This is a genomic window from Coleofasciculus sp. G2-EDA-02, assembly GCF_040226375.1.
Taxonomy (GTDB): domain Bacteria; phylum Cyanobacteriota; class Cyanobacteriia; order Cyanobacteriales; family Coleofasciculaceae; genus Coleofasciculus.
The window spans coordinates 23,568-39,624 of record NZ_JAVKEW010000272.1 but is presented as its reverse complement, the minus strand read 5'-3'; the positions used below and the strand labels follow the sequence as shown (position 1 = coordinate 39,624).

At 43.9% G+C, this 16,057-nt stretch carries 15 protein-coding genes, 1 tRNA gene and 1 other annotated feature; of the genes, 3 read left to right on the top strand and 13 right to left on the bottom strand.

Annotated elements, in window-relative coordinates; all coding sequences use genetic code 11:
• Positions 1–235: 235 nt before the first annotated feature.
• The 11 genes from RLO19_RS31075 to rplS all read right to left on the bottom strand — a co-directional run bounded on the left by RLO19_RS31075 (position 236) and on the right by rplS (position 10,711).
• Entirely contained in the window at positions 236–3,439 is a 3,204-nt protein-coding gene (locus RLO19_RS31075) for a sensor histidine kinase (RefSeq protein ID WP_446361659.1), read from the bottom strand.
• Positions 3,440–4,169: 730 nt separating this feature from the next.
• Positions 4,170–4,700, bottom strand: coding sequence for a hypothetical protein (locus tag RLO19_RS31070; RefSeq protein ID WP_446361657.1), 531 nt, complete (start codon positions 4,698–4,700; stop codon positions 4,170–4,172).
• 515 nt (positions 4,701–5,215) lie between these two features.
• On the bottom strand, positions 5,216–5,620 hold the full coding sequence (rplL, locus tag RLO19_RS31065; protein ID WP_446361655.1) for a 50S ribosomal protein L7/L12: 405 nt from the start codon (positions 5,618–5,620) through the stop codon (positions 5,216–5,218).
• Positions 5,621–5,706: 86 nt separating this feature from the next.
• Positions 5,707–6,273 (bottom strand): 50S ribosomal protein L10, encoded by a 567-nt coding sequence (gene rplJ, locus RLO19_RS31060; protein WP_446361653.1) that lies wholly within the window; start codon positions 6,271–6,273, stop codon positions 5,707–5,709.
• 54 nt (positions 6,274–6,327) lie between these two features.
• Positions 6,328–6,488 (bottom strand) — a sequence feature (ribosomal protein L10 leader region).
• Between the two features lie 29 nt (positions 6,489–6,517).
• Positions 6,518–7,234: a 50S ribosomal protein L1 gene (gene rplA, locus RLO19_RS31055; protein ID WP_446361651.1), complete on the bottom strand. Its 717-nt coding sequence runs from the start codon at positions 7,232–7,234 to the stop codon at positions 6,518–6,520.
• A 105-nt stretch (positions 7,235–7,339) separates the two neighbouring features.
• Positions 7,340–7,765, bottom strand: coding sequence for a 50S ribosomal protein L11 (gene rplK / locus RLO19_RS31050; RefSeq protein ID WP_446361649.1), 426 nt, complete (start codon positions 7,763–7,765; stop codon positions 7,340–7,342).
• A 2-nt stretch (positions 7,766–7,767) separates the two neighbouring features.
• Positions 7,768–8,385 carry a transcription termination/antitermination protein NusG gene (gene nusG, locus RLO19_RS31045; RefSeq protein WP_446336960.1) on the bottom strand — a complete coding sequence of 206 codons (618 nt, stop codon included), beginning with the start codon at positions 8,383–8,385 and terminating at the stop codon, positions 7,768–7,770.
• The gene (gene secE, locus RLO19_RS31040) at positions 8,382–8,612 is read right to left on the bottom strand and encodes a preprotein translocase subunit SecE (protein ID WP_446336959.1); all 231 of its coding nucleotides are present in this window, start codon (positions 8,610–8,612) and stop codon (positions 8,382–8,384) included. Before secE ends, nusG begins: the two co-directional genes overlap by 4 nt.
• 148 nt (positions 8,613–8,760) lie before the next feature.
• Positions 8,761–9,957 carry an RNA-guided endonuclease InsQ/TnpB family protein gene (locus tag RLO19_RS31035; RefSeq protein WP_446361687.1) on the bottom strand — a complete coding sequence of 399 codons (1,197 nt, stop codon included), beginning with the start codon at positions 9,955–9,957 and terminating at the stop codon, positions 8,761–8,763.
• A 226-nt stretch (positions 9,958–10,183) separates the two neighbouring features.
• Positions 10,184–10,256, bottom strand: a tRNA-Trp gene (locus tag RLO19_RS31030).
• A gap of 92 nt (positions 10,257–10,348) precedes the next feature.
• Complete coding sequence (rplS, locus tag RLO19_RS31025; protein ID WP_446361647.1) at positions 10,349–10,711, bottom strand: 50S ribosomal protein L19; 363 nt, start codon at positions 10,709–10,711, stop codon at positions 10,349–10,351.
• 199 nt (positions 10,712–10,910) lie between these two features.
• Here rplS and RLO19_RS31020 point away from each other — a divergent pair, with 199 nt between their 5' ends.
• The 3 genes from RLO19_RS31020 (at position 10,911) to RLO19_RS31010 (ending at position 13,391) form a co-directional block, all read left to right on the top strand.
• Positions 10,911–11,123: a hypothetical protein gene (locus RLO19_RS31020; protein ID WP_446361645.1), complete on the top strand. Its 213-nt coding sequence runs from the start codon at positions 10,911–10,913 to the stop codon at positions 11,121–11,123.
• Between the two features lie 179 nt (positions 11,124–11,302).
• Positions 11,303–12,661: a guanitoxin biosynthesis MATE family efflux transporter GntT gene (gene gntT, locus RLO19_RS31015; RefSeq protein WP_446361643.1), complete on the top strand. Its 1,359-nt coding sequence runs from the start codon at positions 11,303–11,305 to the stop codon at positions 12,659–12,661.
• A gap of 280 nt (positions 12,662–12,941) precedes the next feature.
• A complete protein-coding gene (locus RLO19_RS31010) occupies positions 12,942–13,391 on the top strand; it encodes a hypothetical protein (RefSeq protein ID WP_446361641.1) in 450 nt (149 codons plus the stop codon).
• A 190-nt stretch (positions 13,392–13,581) separates the two neighbouring features.
• Here the strand turns inward: RLO19_RS31010 and RLO19_RS31005 are convergent, their stop codons facing one another.
• On the bottom strand, positions 13,582–14,808 hold the full coding sequence (locus tag RLO19_RS31005; protein WP_446361640.1) for a glycosyltransferase family 4 protein: 1,227 nt from the start codon (positions 14,806–14,808) through the stop codon (positions 13,582–13,584).
• Positions 14,809–14,909: 101 nt separating this feature from the next.
• Complete coding sequence (locus RLO19_RS31000) at positions 14,910–15,947, bottom strand: aldo/keto reductase (RefSeq protein ID WP_446361639.1); 1,038 nt, start codon at positions 15,945–15,947, stop codon at positions 14,910–14,912.
• Positions 15,948–16,057 lie beyond the last annotated feature (110 nt).

Below are 16,057 nucleotides of genomic sequence, written 5' to 3'. Positions count from 1 at the left end.
AGAAATTTCAATGCAACTAACAAGAAAATAGATGTATGGGTATAGCTGACTGTTTAATGATTACACTCTTTAGTGCCATAGTCTGCATCTGCTTACCTAAGATGCTGATGGTGATGAGTTCAACGGTTCGTCGAATCCGTAGCTACCTATTTAGTTTTCCTCAAAAAATAAATCCTATCCAGCCCCGTGCAATTGGACATAAAAATGTATCTCAAGTCGGTTGACACTCAAAACTCTAACGGGTAGGCGATTCTTGAGATAGGGGTAAAGTAAACCAAAACGTCGTACCCTCTCTAGGAGAACTAATCACCCCAATTTCGCCCCCGTGTGCTTTAATAATTTGCCGACACAGGTACAATCCCAAGCCAATACCGCTTAAGCTGCGAGAAGACGCGCCGCGATAGTAGAGATCAAAAAGGCGATCGCACTGTTGTTGTTCCATCCCTACTCCATTATCCGCGATCGCACAGCGCACCATACCCCCCGAAACAGCACCCTCCACCACCGTCGCACTCAGGGTGAGGTGAATTCCGGGGAGGTTGTGTTTCATCCCATTGGTGATTATATTCTCAAACACTCGCCACAATTGTTTGGCGTCAGCACTCACTAAAGGTAAATCATCGGGAACTTGATTCGTCAACGTCACTTGATTTTTGACCAATAAGGGTTGCAAATCTGTGAGAATATCTTGAATAAGTTGACTCAGTTCTAACGGTTCACACTCACAGGGAATACCATAAGATTCAGCCGCGTGAATCTCCAGTAACGAGTTAATTAAATTAAGTTGGCGATCGCTACTTTGGATCATCCGCTCTACAATAGAACGTGGGACGGGAATTGTCAATTGTCCTTGGTTAATTGTCCTTAGTTCTAGGTTTTCAGGAGAAAAATAACTATTCAGTAAATTTTTCAGCACCATTAACATCCCCATCACCGGTGTGCGTAAATCATGGGATACCGCATGTAAGAACACATCTTTGAGTTGATTTAGTTCTTGCAATTCCTGCATTTTTTGCTGTAATTGCGCCGTTCTTTCTTCAACTTGATACTCCAAGTTTGTATTCAGTTCACTAAGCTGTTGGTATAATCGTCCCTGCTTAATCGCAATCGCCACTTGCGTCGCCAGACGGCGCAGCAAATCCACTTCCAAGAGTTGCCAATGACGCGGATTTGTGCATTGATGCGCCACTAATAAGCCATACATTTGTTCATCCACAACAATCGCCACGGCTAAGGCGGCTTTCACTTGGAATTGATCCAAATATTTAGCGCGTTCTGGGGAGGTTTCCAAAAGAGCAGTATCTTCAATAACTTGCACATCAGTATGTTCAAATAAAGCAATTAACTCCTGAAGATACTCGTCATTTTCCACCGCTAAATCCCAACAGGATGGAAAACTATCCGCCACGGATTCTGCCACGACTTTACCATGCATCGTCCCATCCATATAACTAATCAGCACCCGATCCGCTTGCAGGAATTGGCGGACTTCTGCTACAGTCGTATTCAGAATTTCATTGAGATCCAGCGATCGGCGAATGCGAGCCGCAATTTCTCCCAACAAGCGATCGCGTTCAGCCGCTTCTCGTAATCGCGCTTCGGCTTGCTTTTGCTCCGTAATATCCCGCACCACGGCTAAAAGATGGGGTTTCCCTTTGTACATAAACCCGGTTCCCCGCACCTCAATCGGAAACGGCGTACCATCGGAACGTAGATCCACCGCTTCCCGCTGAAAGGGAACCCCCTGTCTAACCGCAGTCAGATACTCGTAAAATATTGAATGGGAGTCCGGATGAATAAAGCTTTCGGGATCAAGATGAATAAACTCTGAATAGGAATAACCATGCATTTGACAAGCGGCTGGATTTACCTCCACGAGTTGTCCATCTAAATCGCTAATAATTAAACCATCCGTAGTGGCTTCAAAGATTGCCCGATATTGGACTTCACTCTCTTTGAGACGCTGTTCAGCTAATTTACGCTGGGTAATATCATGGGTAAGTGCCAGTAAGCAACGTTCTCCCCTTAAATTAATAATCTCGGCGGAGAGTAAACCGATGAGAATCTCACCCGATTTCGTCCGAAACTCATATTCTTGGTTCGTAATCGAACCGTGCTGCTGCAAACTATGAATCATGCGATCGCGATCATCAGAATGCACCCAAATATTCAATTCCTCAACAGTACAACCAATCACCTCTTGACGCTGATACCCAGAATACCGCATAAATGTTTCATTGACCTCGATATACCGTCCATCTGCTAAGGTACTAATCGTGATCGAATTGGGACAACAGCGAAAGGCTTTAGCAAACTTTTCCTCGCTCAACCGCAACGCTTCTTCCGTGCGCTTGAGTTCAGTGATATCCACACTGACACAGACAGCCGCTTGACCCTGTTGGTATTTCTGAGCAACTAATAAATAATGCCGACAATTATCGTCAACAAAAGTTTCAATTTCTCGCTTGGCTTCCTGGAGTGGATTGGCAAAAAATTGGACAATAAACTCCTTAAATCCGGGCGTGGAATTCATAAACCCCAGTTCTTTCCCCACAAACGCTTCGGGGGATAATCCAAATGTCTTCGCCAGATAACGGTTGACGCCTTGATACTTTAAATCTGTCCCCACCCAAGACACACATCCGGGTACAGCATCTAAAATAGCTTGTAACTGGTCTTTCGCCCCTTGCAGTGACGCGATTAATTGCTGTTCCGTTTCCTGCGCCCGTTGGCGTTCAGCAATTTCTTGGCGCAATTGCTCATTGGTGGCGGTTAACGCCGCTGTGCGTTCAGCGACTCGCTCCTCCAATTGTTCATTCATCAAGCGCAGGGCGTTTTGAGCTAAATGACGTTCGGTGATATCGTGACCAATACAGAGAATACCTGTCACTTGTCCTGAGACATCCATAAGCGCTTTATTCGTCCACCCTACCCAGACGCGACTCCCATCCCGCCGGATATTTTCATTTTCGTGGTAGCGGTATTGATCCGGATGTTGGATAATGTCTTGAATTAAAGTGGTTAAGTCGCGTCCCGATGTCTCGGTTTCTGGAATAATCGTCTTAGCTGCAGAATGTCCGAGGATTTCTGTTTCCGGATAACCTAAAAATTGTTGGGCAAATTTGTTTAAAAAGGTGATTGTACCTTGAGTATCGATGCGTAAAATTAAGCTATTGGCATTTTCGACGATGTTTCGATAATAAGCCTCTCGCTCTCGCCATACCTGCTCAACCTGTTCTCGTTCAGCAATCTTGCGCCGCAGTTGCTGATTGATCTGTTTTAATTCGTTGATCTCGTCTGAGTTGTCGGGTTGTCGTTGACTCTCAGGGTAGAATGACAGCGGGATAGGGGCTTGCAGGGGAGAGTTAGGCGAGCGGGGGTGATTATCGCCTCGGTTGTTGACAATGGCTAGCCAGAGCTGTTTGAGCTGTTGATACATCGGCGGCGTTCCGAGAAGGGTTCCCAAAACGTAATGTTCTTCTCACTATACTCTGACAAGTCTCGCCATGTTTATTCTTTTAACTCAAACCAACAATTAACCCACCGGGAGACGGTGGGTTAATAGACGTATCAGTTTCATGGAATAATCACCCTGATGAATTCGCTGCTCTCTCGTACCTTCTATGTTATGGAGTTGAGTTAAGCGTCTGTCGATTTAGCCTCAAAGAATTAGATGGCTGACTCAACATCCCTCCTACACTGTTTTTTTGGCGGTGCGGGCGGGAAGAATCCAGCACAATACTGGCGACAGAACCATCGAGAAAACAGAAACGATCAAAATCATCGATAAAACTTGGCTGAGTTCAGTAGTCATGATCCTTACCTCAATAGTTTTTTTGTCAGGTTATAGGGCTTTTATACTTCAACTTTAACCTTTTTGTATCTCCGACAACACATTTTAATGTAATTTTATGGTAAAGATATCCGTTGTCTTTATAATGTAATCTTTATTGATTTTTGTTAAATATTATTCATGAACTTAAAAATGTGCAGCGGCGCAATGCTTCAGATGTACCCTGGCAGATCTAGAACATGGGAAAGGTAGTGTAGGGGCGGGTTTTACTATTATCGTTTCTGACTTCACCTAGATGTAACTCGCGCCCGCCCCGACGACGTAGAGACGTAGCATGCTACGTCTCTACAGGGTTAGTTCACCAGAGCGTCATGGTTTAGAAGCGGTAACCTGCACCCGCTTGAATACTAACTGCAGAAGCTGGACTATTTTGATAAGCTTCAATCCCCACCTTTGTATCGCCATAAACAACAAGATTGCGACCAAGTTGAGCTTCAGCACCGACAGTAATAACAGGAGCATTTTTGTTTCCTATAGGTGTGGCATGTTCTTCGGCTTCAACCCAAGAATAACCAGCACCAACGTAAACATTGGCATTGTTTGTGACAGGAACATCGTAGGAAACAATCGGCATAATGGCGCTGGTATCCTCACTAAATAGAACAGCACCGCGCAGAGAAACTGGCGCTTTTGAAGTCGTTATACGACCTTGAATATTCCCGCCAAATGTTGCCGCATCATTATTGTGTCCACCGTTGGTCACGCCTGCGGCGACACCAGCACCGATATAGTTAGCATCAGTTCCAGTGGGCTTAGCAGATGCCATATCAGCCGATAATAAAACAGGCGCGATCGCGGTAGCGGCTAGGGTTGAAAAGGTAACAAAAGACTTAAGGTTGCGTTTCATAGTAACGTCCATCAATAGGTAGGGTGTAGTGTTGCGTTGTTACTATTCAAGTCGTTTTTAATCGAGTCAATGTTCCAGATTTAGATTTTTTTTGATTGATTTATTTTTCTAAAAACCTTGGATGCCTTGACAATTAAGCATTTCAGAAAAACCACTTGATTATTTTTCGGTGGCTTTTCCAATAAACATAGAAACAAACGTGAAACTTAGTTAAAATCAATCGAAAAATTATAGTTAGCTTTTGATAATTTGTGAGCCGCCAGTAGACTATTGATTAACTGTCACATTTTTTTTCATTTCGTCCGGATGAGAGTTTCCTCCCCAAGACGGCGGGGAGGGTTCGTCGTAAGGGATGCGAGCCTGAAATTTTATGGGTAACAAGCCTAAACCCAAGATGGTGGACTGACACAGCTAAAATTGTGGAATAGATTTGACGGTGAAATGGGGCGCACGCCGTGCGCCCCTACAATTCTAATCCACTGCGGGGGCAAGTCATAAATTGCCCCAACAAGGTTCTATTTCACAGAAACCTTAGCACCAGCTTCTTCTAGTTGTTTCTTGGCTTCTTCTGCGGCTTCTTTTGCCACCGCTTCTTTAATCGGCTTAGGCGCAGACTCTACCATATCTTTGGCTTCCTTGAGCCCCAAACCCGTCATGGTTCGCACGACTTTCAGAATGGCAATCTTCTTATCGGCGGGAACTTCTTCTAAGATGACATCAAATTCTGTCTTCTCTTCCACCTCTTCAGCCGCTGCACCAGGCGCACCGGGAGCCGCCATTCCGGGCATCATCATCATGCCACCTGCAGGAGCAGCGGCGCTAACGCCAAAGGCTTCCTCAATTTGCTTAACTAATTCCGACGCTTCGATTAACGTCAGGGATTTTAGCTTTTCCAAAATTTCGTCGGTTGTAGCAGACATGAATAAACTCCTTCGTTTGATTTTTTACGTTTGACCCTTTGACTAAGCTCAGGGTAAGCTTTTTACTTCCAAGGTAGCGGTAGGTACTAGCCACCGCTTTCTTTCTGAGCGGAGAGCGCTTGCAAAACCCGACCCAGTGAGCCAGGAATTTCGTTGATGCTGCGACCCAGGGAAGCAGGAACTTCGTTGACACCCACAGCCAGTTTGGTGGCGATGGAATTAATCGCACCCGCAATCTGTCCAATGAGTTCTTCCTTCGACGGCAAGTCAGCAATCGCCTTGACTTGGTCTTGACTCAAGGCTTGACCTTGCATCACGCCGCCCTTGAAGTCGGTTTTTTTGGTGGCTTTCTGGAAGTCCTGATATGCCCGAATTGCACCACCCACATCGTCTTTGACTAACATGAAGGCGGTGGAACCGACCAAGAATTCGGTCATGGGTTGCCAGTTTTCATCATCCTCAACCGCCCGCCGCATCAGGGTATTTTTCGTGACCTTACAGACTGTGCCTGTGGGACGCAGCCGATCCCGCAAATCGGTAATTTGAGCCACGGAAAGTCCCTGGTAGTCAATGATGATGGCGAGTTGGGACTCACTCAAGAGTTGCTTGAGATCAGCGACGACTTCCTTTTTGTTTTCCAGGGTTCTGCCCATTCTTGTTTCACCTCCTTGTTTCCTTTCATAGTTGATAGTTAGAAAATCCTGCCATTAGCCATAACAAAACCCCGGACATGCCGGGGTTTCGCTCTTGTATCTTTAACCTGTACTTTAGTTTAGATGTACAGTGATAGTGGATACGTCGGGCGCTGACCTCGGCAGGATATTAAGTGATGAACACCTGCTGTCTTTGGTACAAGCCAATGAAATATTGGATTGTCAACAAATCTAACGGTTCACATTAGGCAGCCTCAACCGCTTTCAAGTCCCGTAGCGTCGGGATATCGACTTCGATGGAGGGTCCCATGGTAGCGCTGACAAATATGCTGCGCCAAAAGCGACCTTTCGCCCCTGAGGGACGATTGCGGTCAATCGTTTCCTGTAAGGACTTGAGGTTGACCAACAAGTCTTCAGCAGAAAATGATGCCTTACCAAACATAACATGAACGATGCCTGTGCGATCGGCACGAAATTCAAGTTTACCTGCTTTGAATTCTTCGATCGCCTGGGTTAGGTCAAAGGTAACGGTACCACCTTTGGGAGAGGGCATCAAACCCCGTGGTCCGAGGAGCCGTCCTAACTTAGCCACTTGGGGCATCATGTCTGGCGTGGCAATCAGGCGATCAAAATCCATCATGCCATTTTGAATTTCGCCAATTAATTCTTCAGAACCGGCGATATCTGCCCCCGCATTCGTCGCTTCGGTGACTTTTTCACCTTTGGCAATGACGGCGACTCGTACCACCTGACCCGTTCCTTTGGGTAGGGATACGGTTGTCCGCAGTTGCTGATCGGTGTATTTGGGATCAATTCCCAAGCGGATATGGGCTTCGGCGGATTCCGGGAATTTTGCCGTTGCGGTTTCTTTTAAAAGCTTAAGAGCTTCTATGGCTTCATAAGGTCGCTCTTCGACCTTGCCTTGTAATTCTTGTAATCGACGTGATAGTTTTTTGGGCATTTATCTCTCCTGGGGTGACTAACGAAGCTTCTTACCTCTCCCCCAAATTAGGTTGACAACGGTCTTCGATTGCGGGTTGATGGCACTTAAACCTCAACTCAGGGACTATTCTGCGATCGCGACGCCCATATTCCGGGCAGTCCCTTCGACGATTTTCATTGCTGCTTCAATATCATTGGCATTGAGGTCAGGCATTTTCGTCTGGGCGATTTCTTGCAGTTGCGCCCGGGTGATAGTGGCAACGTTTTGCCGATTGGGTTCACTTGCGCCTTTTTCAATACCCGCTGCCTTTTTGATCAGCACGGATGCAGGTGGGGTTTTGAGGATAAAGGTAAAACTGCGATCCTCAAACACCGATATTTCTACGGGAATGACCATTCCTGCTTGGTCGGCGGTCTTGGCGTTGTATTCTTTACAAAACGCCATAATATTCACCCCATGCTGACCAAGAGCCGGTCCTACTGGGGGAGCAGGGTTGGCTTTCCCCGCCGGGAGCGCCAACTTAATAACTGCAACGATTTTTTTTGCCATTCTTAGCCTGTTTTTTCCACCTGATTGAATTCTAATTCAACTGGCGTATCTCGCCCAAAAATGGAGAGTAACGCCTTGAGCTTACTGCGTTCGGGGCTAACTTCAATCACTTCGCCTTCAAAATCTTTAAACGGACCCGATAGCACGATGATTTTGTCGCCAACAGCCATGTCTACTTTAATAACTGGCTCTTGTTCTTCGGCGTGCTTAAAGATCCGTTCGATCTCTCCAGGACTCAGGGGTACCGGTTTAACGTGACCTCGCCCCCGTCCATAGCGACGTTTCTGTTCTGCCCCTACAAAATTAATCACATTGGGTGTGTTTTTGACAACCTGCCAGCTTTCATCATCCATGACCATTTCCACCAAGACGTAGCCAGGGAAGACCTTTTCTTCAGAGTGCTGGCGAGATCCATCCTTACGGATTTTTACCGTCGGCGTTTGGGGAATCTGAACTCTTAAGATTCGGTCAGCGACATCTAGGGTTTGCACTCGCTGTTCTAGATTTGTCTTTACCCGCTTCTCACAGCCGGATGCCACCTGAACCGCATACCAACGGGCAGGTGGGGCTTCTTGTAGCTGTGAGTCGCGATCGTATGATTCGTTTGCTGCAAAACTCATCCAAATACCTGTTGTGACGCCCACAAGAATAAGCCATCCACTAAATAGATTAGGGTGGCTGATAGCACGACCATCAATAACACGGCAGCCGATTCGCTAATGAGTTGCTGCCGAGAGGGCCATACGACTTTACTAAGTTCCTCTTTGGTTTCTTGAAGAAACGTTACAACATTAAACCCAGAGGCTTTTTCCTGAGACTCTGTGTCCGTTTTTGTTTTCTTTGCCACAATAAGTTGATTTCCCCCTTCTACTGATTATCAGAGCTGTTCAACCCAGCACTCATAATTCATATTAACCTGCTTCACTCATCAGTGAAGTGGTTGACACTCCCCCGGTTAAAACGCGGGGGATTCTTTCTTCACAAGGAGGCAGAGTTTAACGTCTTCGGTGGACGTGACCTTTACCCTCAGAAAGCTTAACCACCGTGTGTCCCACGGCTGTCCTACCTCTAATCTCGACTACTTGAGCGGCAGCGACATCCCGATTAGCCGTATACCCGCAATGCTGGCATTTGTGTACCCGTTGGGAGAGCTTTTTCTTACCTGTCTCTTTTAGGCACTTGGGGCAGGTTTGACTTGTACCTGCGGCGGGTACTTTTTGGAAGTATTTGCCACGCTTAAAACAGCATTGGGAAAGGATATCTAGGAACTGACCCCACCCCGCGTCTAGGCAGTGCTTAGCCAAGAAGCCTCTACCTAATCCTTTGAGGTTGAGTTGTTCAGCAAATATCATATCCGCCCAATCACAAAGCTTATGGGCTAATTCCCAGTGGTAGTTCTTACGAGTATTTGTTATGCGCTCATGTAGTCGTGCCACCTTCGCTTGTGCCTTGGCGCGATTGTTTGACCCAAACCGCTTATTAGCTACTTTTCGTTGCAGTGATTTAAGCTTGCTTTCTAGTCGCTTAAACGGTTTTGGATTGGGAAACAATTGCCCATTAGATACGGCGACAAAATGGCTGATGCCAACATCTATTCCTATTGATGTACCAGTCGGATTAACTTCCGGTACATCTACTTTCCACTGCAAGGTGAGCTGTACATACCAGCCGGACGCCCGTTTTACAATCCGTGCCTGTTTGATGAGTGCATCATCAGGTATTGGGCGGGATTGGTTTAACTTGACTAAACCAATCTTAGGTAGCTTGATATAGTTCCCTTGAATTGGTTCTATCCCCATTGACGGAAATACGAATGAGCGCATCCGACCCACTTTCTTGTACCGTGGGAATCCCCGCCCATTCTTCCACATCCCCTCAAACGCTAACTGTAGCCGCTTGAGGGTTTGCTGTAGCACTTGTGAGTGTACCTGCTTGAGTGCAGGAATATTCTTTTTTGCTTGGGTCAGTGCTACTGCTTGGGAATTATAATTAGGTGCTTCTTTGTCTGCTGGTATGATGTATTCCCTTTTGATCGAACAAGCGTTCACCGGACTTTTACGAGAATTAACCCAATCTTTGCGCTCAGTTAAAGCGTAGTTGTATACCCTACGGCATTGCTCTAACCACCCTTCAAAGATGGTTATTTGAGCGCTAGTTGGTTTTAGCTTAAACTCGTAAATTAAGGTAAACATTTGCTCGACCCCTGCAATGCTTTCTAACATTATGATACACTATTACTTGGGCGTTGCCAGGATAAATTAGACTCGCGACTAAAGTAGAGACGCGCCATGGCGCGTCTCTACGCTGAACGCTCTGCTCGGTTTCATCCCCTGGTTAAAACACAGGGGTTTTCACCATCGCTATCCTATAAGACTTGGGTAGAACTGCTGATGCTCCCCCAATTTTATATATTTATAACGCGCCCTGGAGGACTTGAACCCCCGACATCAGGTTTTGGAGACCTGCGTTCTACCAACTGAACTAAGAGCGCTTGGGTTGGCTGGTAGAGGTGAATTTATCCCCTTTGCTTTACTGAGTGTAACGCAATTAGGGCATGAATACCAAGCCAATATCCAAAAAAATTTAAATTCCCCGGTCAAAGCGCTGCTTAACGCGAGTCGCTTTACCCACACGCTCTCGCAAATAAAAGAGCTTCGCCCGACGAACCTTACCTCGACGCACGATTGTAATACTGGCAATTCGGGGAGAATGGAGCAGAAAAACCCGTTCTACACCAACACCTTGGAAGACACGCCGCACGGTCATCGTTTGGTTGATACCACCGTTACGCATGGCAATCACAGTACCTTCGTAGGGCTGAACCCGTTCTTTGTTCCCTTCACGAATACGGACGCCGACTCTAACTGTGTCACCAATATGGACTGTCGGTAGGTCTGATTTAAGCTGTTCCGCTTCTATGGAGCGAATAACCTCTTGAGCATGCATGGTTCTTAAAAAAAAATCACAGCCTATAATCTTAACGCACTATCTGACTCGGCGTCTAGTTTTGAGTTTTGATCGACCGTAGGGGTTTGGTTACCAAACCCCTGCGATGTAAAGAATTATAGAAAAATGACGATTTTCTCTTGACTCAGGGGAAAACTAGCAGTATGCCAAATGAATCTATGCGACGGGGAGGAGAGTTATGGGTTTCAAAAATCTTCTAGGACCACTGTTGATCCTAGCATTGCTGTTTATCACGTTAGGCGATCGCGTCCTACCTGCACCGCTAGATGATGCTAGCCGCAACACCCGCACCAGCATCAATCAATTTTTAATTGGGTTATTTCCCGACTGGAATCCCACAAACCCAAATGAACGTACTGAAAAGGAAGTTGAGCAATTAGAACAGAGGTAAACGACCTAGTCGGCTCATCAAATCAAGGATTATGATGTAAGCTTTCAGTAGCCCTGTACTGTATTAAATTAATTCTTAGTACAAAGATCCCCGATTTCTTGAAGAGGTCGGGGATCTGGCTGGCATAGACTGTAATTCATTAACCTGAAATTTGCTGTAAAAGTGAAGTCTCTTAACCTATGACCTTAACACTGACGAATCAGTATGATTTTATTCCTCGCTTTTATCGACTAGCGCTCATTAATATTCTTTCCAATTTGATGATTCCCTTAGCGGGTTTAATCAGTGTTGCTTTCCTGGGTCATCTCAGTGAAATTAGTTCCTTAGCCGGGGTTTCTTTAGCTAATATTATATTTAATGTCGTTTATTTAACGCTCGCGTTCTTACGCATGGCAACCACAGGGGTGACAGCTCAAGCTGTGGGAGCCGATGATCGACAACAAATACTATTAATAGGATTAAGAAATGGATTAATTGCTTTGACATTAGGAATGATTCTGGTTATTTGTCAGTATCCTTTACGAGAGATCGGGTTTTCGTTGTTGAATGCTGATTTAACGGTCAAAGAGTCAGCGATTAATTATTTTAATGCTCGGATTTGGGGCGCACCAGCCGTATTACTTAACTTTGTGCTGATCGGTTGGCTTCTGGGAAGAGAGAGAAACAGTCAAGTCTTAATCTTATCATTTTTGGGCAACACCTTTAATGTTCTTTTAGACTATGTATTTATTATTCAGTTGAATTGGGATAGTAAAGGGGCAGGAACGTCTCTAGCATGTAGTCAATATCTTATGTGTTTTATCGCTTTAATCTTTTCTATTCGAGACTTTTCCTGGCAAGACGTAAAAACAGTAATGGCAGAAGTTTTAGAGCCATCTGCGATTAAAACAATGTTTTCTTTTAATCGGGATATCTTGATCAGCAACATCAGTGAATTATCAGTATTGGCATTTTTTGGTAAATTAAGTGCCATGATGGGGACGATTACGTTTACCCAAAATTTCTTACTCGGACAAATCAGTCATCTTAGTGTTTATTTAACCGATGGCTTAGTATTTGCCACAGAAACATTATCCGGAAACTTCAAAGGTCAAAAATCCTCAGAAAAGTTTTTACCTTTACTAAGGGTCGCCGTGATCAGTAGCTTAGTCTTGGCTTTAAGTATTGCTATAGTTTGTGTTTTATTCCCTCAAACTATCTTTTCTATATTCACCAACAAATCAGAGATTAATACCCAGATACATATTTATATTTGGTGGTTGTTTTTTCTATTAACCTTTGCCTCAGCTTCTACGATGTTAGAAGGATATTTTGTCGGTTTAGCGGATGGAAAAGTAGTTCGTGATACCAGTTTACTGGCTAGTGTTTGGGGATTTATCCCACCGGCTGCAGCAACGTGGTATTTGCAAAATAACCATCTTTTATGGTTATCAATGACATTATTTTTGTTTGTCAAAACCGTTGCATTATTGGTCTATTTAGTGATGAACTTAACCGATGGATTATCCAGGACTTCCTTTCGGGAAGACAAGATTTAAATTAAATTTATGATCCATTGGAAAAACACCCTATATAATGAGTTAAAGAATCTCATGGTTTTACGCAAAAAAGGGATGTATTGCAATGAAATCAAAGTTATTTGTCGCTGCAGGAATGATGAGATCCGGGAGTACATGGTTATATAATGCTACTCGCCTGGTACTTTGTAGTTCACCGACAATCAAGAATAATTTTAGTTGTGGATGGTCAAGAGATTGGAAGTATAAGAAGATCCCGGAAAAAGAATATACGCTGATCAAAATCCATGATTTCAACGAAATGATCGTCAATCAAGCGCACTTTATTTTGTATTCGTATAGAGATATTCGAGACGTGCTGGCAAGTAATTTAAGAACATTCACAACGCCTCCATCCATTGAATTCGCTGACTCTCTCATACAAACCCACGAAAAATGGATTAATGTGGCTGATCTAGTGGTTCCTTATGATCGGATTCTCAATCAAAAAAATACTGTTATAGAGGAATTAGCTCGACGTTGTGAGGTAGGTTCTGTAGACGCATCAGCTATTGTTGAGGAAATCAATAATTTGTCTTACGAAAGTGAGGGTGAACGGGATGATATTCACCACAAGACTAATCTTTTTCACAGCAATCATATTACCGATGGTAGTAACGGGTATTGGGTTAACTATTTAGATAAAAATTTAGTGGAAGAAATTGAGAGAAAATATCGAGATTGGTTTGAAAAATATGAGTATCCGATCTAGTGCAAGAAGGCAGAAATAACTGAACAGCTAACATCTCCCCCAGCTTCCCCAGCTCCTCCACACCGACAAAGCTGCTCAAATATTTCCGCCGCGCCGCACTAGAGCGTCAGTCTATAGGAGTGTAAACGTAGGGGCGCAAGGCTTGCGCCTTCACCCTTGTACATTTGCCCTCACCCTTGTACATAATCTTTTACCAATGTTCCTCGCGCTGAAGTTCCTGCCAAAAATAGCTAGGTTTTATCTTAGGCAAAAGCGGTAATCCTGTCCGTAAAGCGGCGATTTTTTCACCATGATCATAGAGACAGAATGCAAAATAAAACAACGCATAGTTTCTAGCAATGCGTCTTTGTAAAACGGCATCTTGTTGCAAATTGAGATAGGGAGGTATATCACCCCGATGGATGCTCGATAACTTTAGCGGTGCTGATTTAGCTATTCTGTTATAGATATCAAAATACGTTTGAGGTAAGTCTTTATAAGACTCTTCCCAAGTCCAATATTGACGGATTTCTTGAAGTAAAACTTCAGCTCTTGATTGAGCTATCTGGGGATTTTCCATATTAAAAATGATCGCTTCAGCGATTTCTTGACTATCGAATCCCGAAAGCAGTTTGCCACATCCAGGTTTGGCAAGAAGTTCTACTGCAATACCGACAGGAGTTGATATGATTGGAATACCACAAGCTCCCGCTTCTAGAAGGGTTAAGGGACCGCCTTCGATGCGTGACGTTATCGCATAGAGGTCGAGTTGATGATAGTATTTAGGGACATCTTCTCGTGGAACACTGACTTTATAGGAAACTTTACAACCTAGTTTTCTCAGAGCTGGGACGAAATTTTTCCAGCCGTAACCCATAATTAAAAAAGTGGGTTTGTAGCCCGATTCAACCATGATTTTTGTTGCTTCTAGTAGTAGCCGACTTCCTTTGCGATCGCTACGACTATTGGGACGTTGCGTTCCGAAAAACCCAATCACAAAATTATCACGGTTTTTTTGATTTAGAGTTGGACAAAATACTTTTGTATCTACTCCATTACAGACAATACTTGTGGTGGCTTTTTCGGGTTTTAGCTGTTGTACTTCTGATTCTAACCCTTTAGCAACGTAAAATATGTGATCAACTAACTCCAACTGTTTTGGTATTTCTTTAAAGTTCCAATGGTGATAGCTGGTTAGGATTGGACGTAGATCAGCCGCTTTTTTGATATGCTCATACGAGAAGGATTGAACATCAATCATAAAATGAATCAAGTCCACGAATTTCAACATTTCGGGACAGGTATCAATCAGTTCTATAAGCTGATTCATGTATACCCAGAAGATTTCAATTCCTTGAGGTTCCAGAACCGAAAGAGCCTCTTGTGCTAAGATTTCTATGCTGCTGTAAGGCAAGTTGATAACAAAGAGAATTCTCATGGGCTTAAGTTAATAAAACAAAAACACTCTGTATTTTACCCTTGATGAGGATACAGTAGAGCTACTCATCCCTAGTCTTAATTAACAATCTAGATGACAACTTAGGGAGTTGGATTAGGATAACGGCGATGAATAGCATCAATTTCTTTTAAAATTGCCTCATCTAGTTCAACATCAATACTGCTCAAATTTTCTTGTAATTGTTCGAGCTTTGTTGTGCCAATAATCGTACTGGTGACAAACCAACGGGTTCTCACATACGCTAATGCCAGATGTACGGGTTTCATTCCATAGTTATGGGCTAAATTAGCATAACTCCGTCCCGCTTCTAGGAGATTAGGGTAATCATCAGGGCAATAAATTCCTTTAAATAAATCTAGCCGAGAGTTTTTGGGAATTTCTGAGACATATTTCCCTGTTAAAATACCAAACCCTAGAGGATTATAAGCCAATAATCCTACATGATTAAACCGACACATTTCAGCTAACGTTGTATGAAACTTACGATTAATTAGGCTAAACCCATGCTGAATCGAAACGATTTTGGGGAAATTTAACTGTTGAGCAATATGACAAAATTCACAAACCCCCCACGGGGTTTCATTACTAATCCCTAAATAACGAATTTTACCCGCTTGAATTAGACGAGCAAAAACTTCTAATTGTTCTGCGATCGGTACGGTGTCCCTCTCCCGTTGAGGATCATAGTCAGGCTCCCCGAATAGAGGAACATAGCGATCGGGCCAATGGATCTGATATAAATCAATATAGTCAGTTTGCAAGCGTTTTAGACTACCTTCTACTGCTTCTGTCACATTAGCGTGATCAATGCGATTTTGACCGTTTCTAATCCATGTTAACTGGGGATGAACTCCGGCTATTTTAGTGGCAATAATTAACTGATCACGTTGTTGATGAATTAACCATTGACCAATATAGTCCTCGGTTATTCCAGGGGTTTCCATGGTATTCGGGAAAGGATAAGTTTCCGAGGTATCAATAAAATTGACTCCCTGAGAAACCGCATAATCTAATTGTTGGTGGGCTTCCTCTAGGGTATTTTGTTTTCCATAAGTCATCGTTCCCAAGCCAAGTTGAGATACCAGTAGGTCACTATCCCCTAGTTTGTTGTATTTCATTTTAGTTTATACAAACGCTAAATAATTTGGCAATGATTAAGTAATCGGAAATCATAGATGAATTTTAACAAGGTATTGGCTCGAAAACAAGGTATAGCCAGAAGCCGGTT

What these genes read in the sequence shown, in the direction of transcription:
- rplK (WP_446361649.1), bottom strand. Translation starts at nt 7,765, where the DNA reads ATGGCAAAAAAAATCGTTGCAGTTATTAAGTTGGCGCTCCCGGCGGGG.
- rplA (WP_446361651.1), bottom strand. Translation starts at nt 7,234, where the DNA reads ATGCCCAAAAAACTATCACGTCGATTACAAGAATTACAAGGCAAGGTC.
- RLO19_RS31035 (WP_446361687.1), bottom strand. Translation starts at nt 9,957, where the DNA reads ATGTTTACCTTAATTTACGAGTTTAAGCTAAAACCAACTAGCGCTCAA.
- gntT (WP_446361643.1), top strand. Translation starts at nt 11,303, where the DNA reads ATGACCTTAACACTGACGAATCAGTATGATTTTATTCCTCGCTTTTAT.
- rplJ (WP_446361653.1), bottom strand. Translation starts at nt 6,273, where the DNA reads ATGGGCAGAACCCTGGAAAACAAAAAGGAAGTCGTCGCTGATCTCAAG.
- RLO19_RS31005 (WP_446361640.1), bottom strand. Translation starts at nt 14,808, where the DNA reads ATGAGAATTCTCTTTGTTATCAACTTGCCTTACAGCAGCATAGAAATC.
- RLO19_RS31020 (WP_446361645.1), top strand. Translation starts at nt 10,911, where the DNA reads ATGGGTTTCAAAAATCTTCTAGGACCACTGTTGATCCTAGCATTGCTG.
- RLO19_RS31000 (WP_446361639.1), bottom strand. Translation starts at nt 15,947, where the DNA reads ATGAAATACAACAAACTAGGGGATAGTGACCTACTGGTATCTCAACTT.
- RLO19_RS31075 (WP_446361659.1), bottom strand. Translation starts at nt 3,439, where the DNA reads ATGTATCAACAGCTCAAACAGCTCTGGCTAGCCATTGTCAACAACCGA.
- rplL (WP_446361655.1), bottom strand. Translation starts at nt 5,620, where the DNA reads ATGTCTGCTACAACCGACGAAATTTTGGAAAAGCTAAAATCCCTGACG.
- rplS (WP_446361647.1), bottom strand. Translation starts at nt 10,711, where the DNA reads ATGCATGCTCAAGAGGTTATTCGCTCCATAGAAGCGGAACAGCTTAAA.
- nusG (WP_446336960.1), bottom strand. Translation starts at nt 8,385, where the DNA reads ATGAGTTTTGCAGCAAACGAATCATACGATCGCGACTCACAGCTACAA.
- RLO19_RS31010 (WP_446361641.1), top strand. Translation starts at nt 12,942, where the DNA reads ATGATCGTCAATCAAGCGCACTTTATTTTGTATTCGTATAGAGATATT.
- RLO19_RS31070 (WP_446361657.1), bottom strand. Translation starts at nt 4,700, where the DNA reads ATGAAACGCAACCTTAAGTCTTTTGTTACCTTTTCAACCCTAGCCGCT.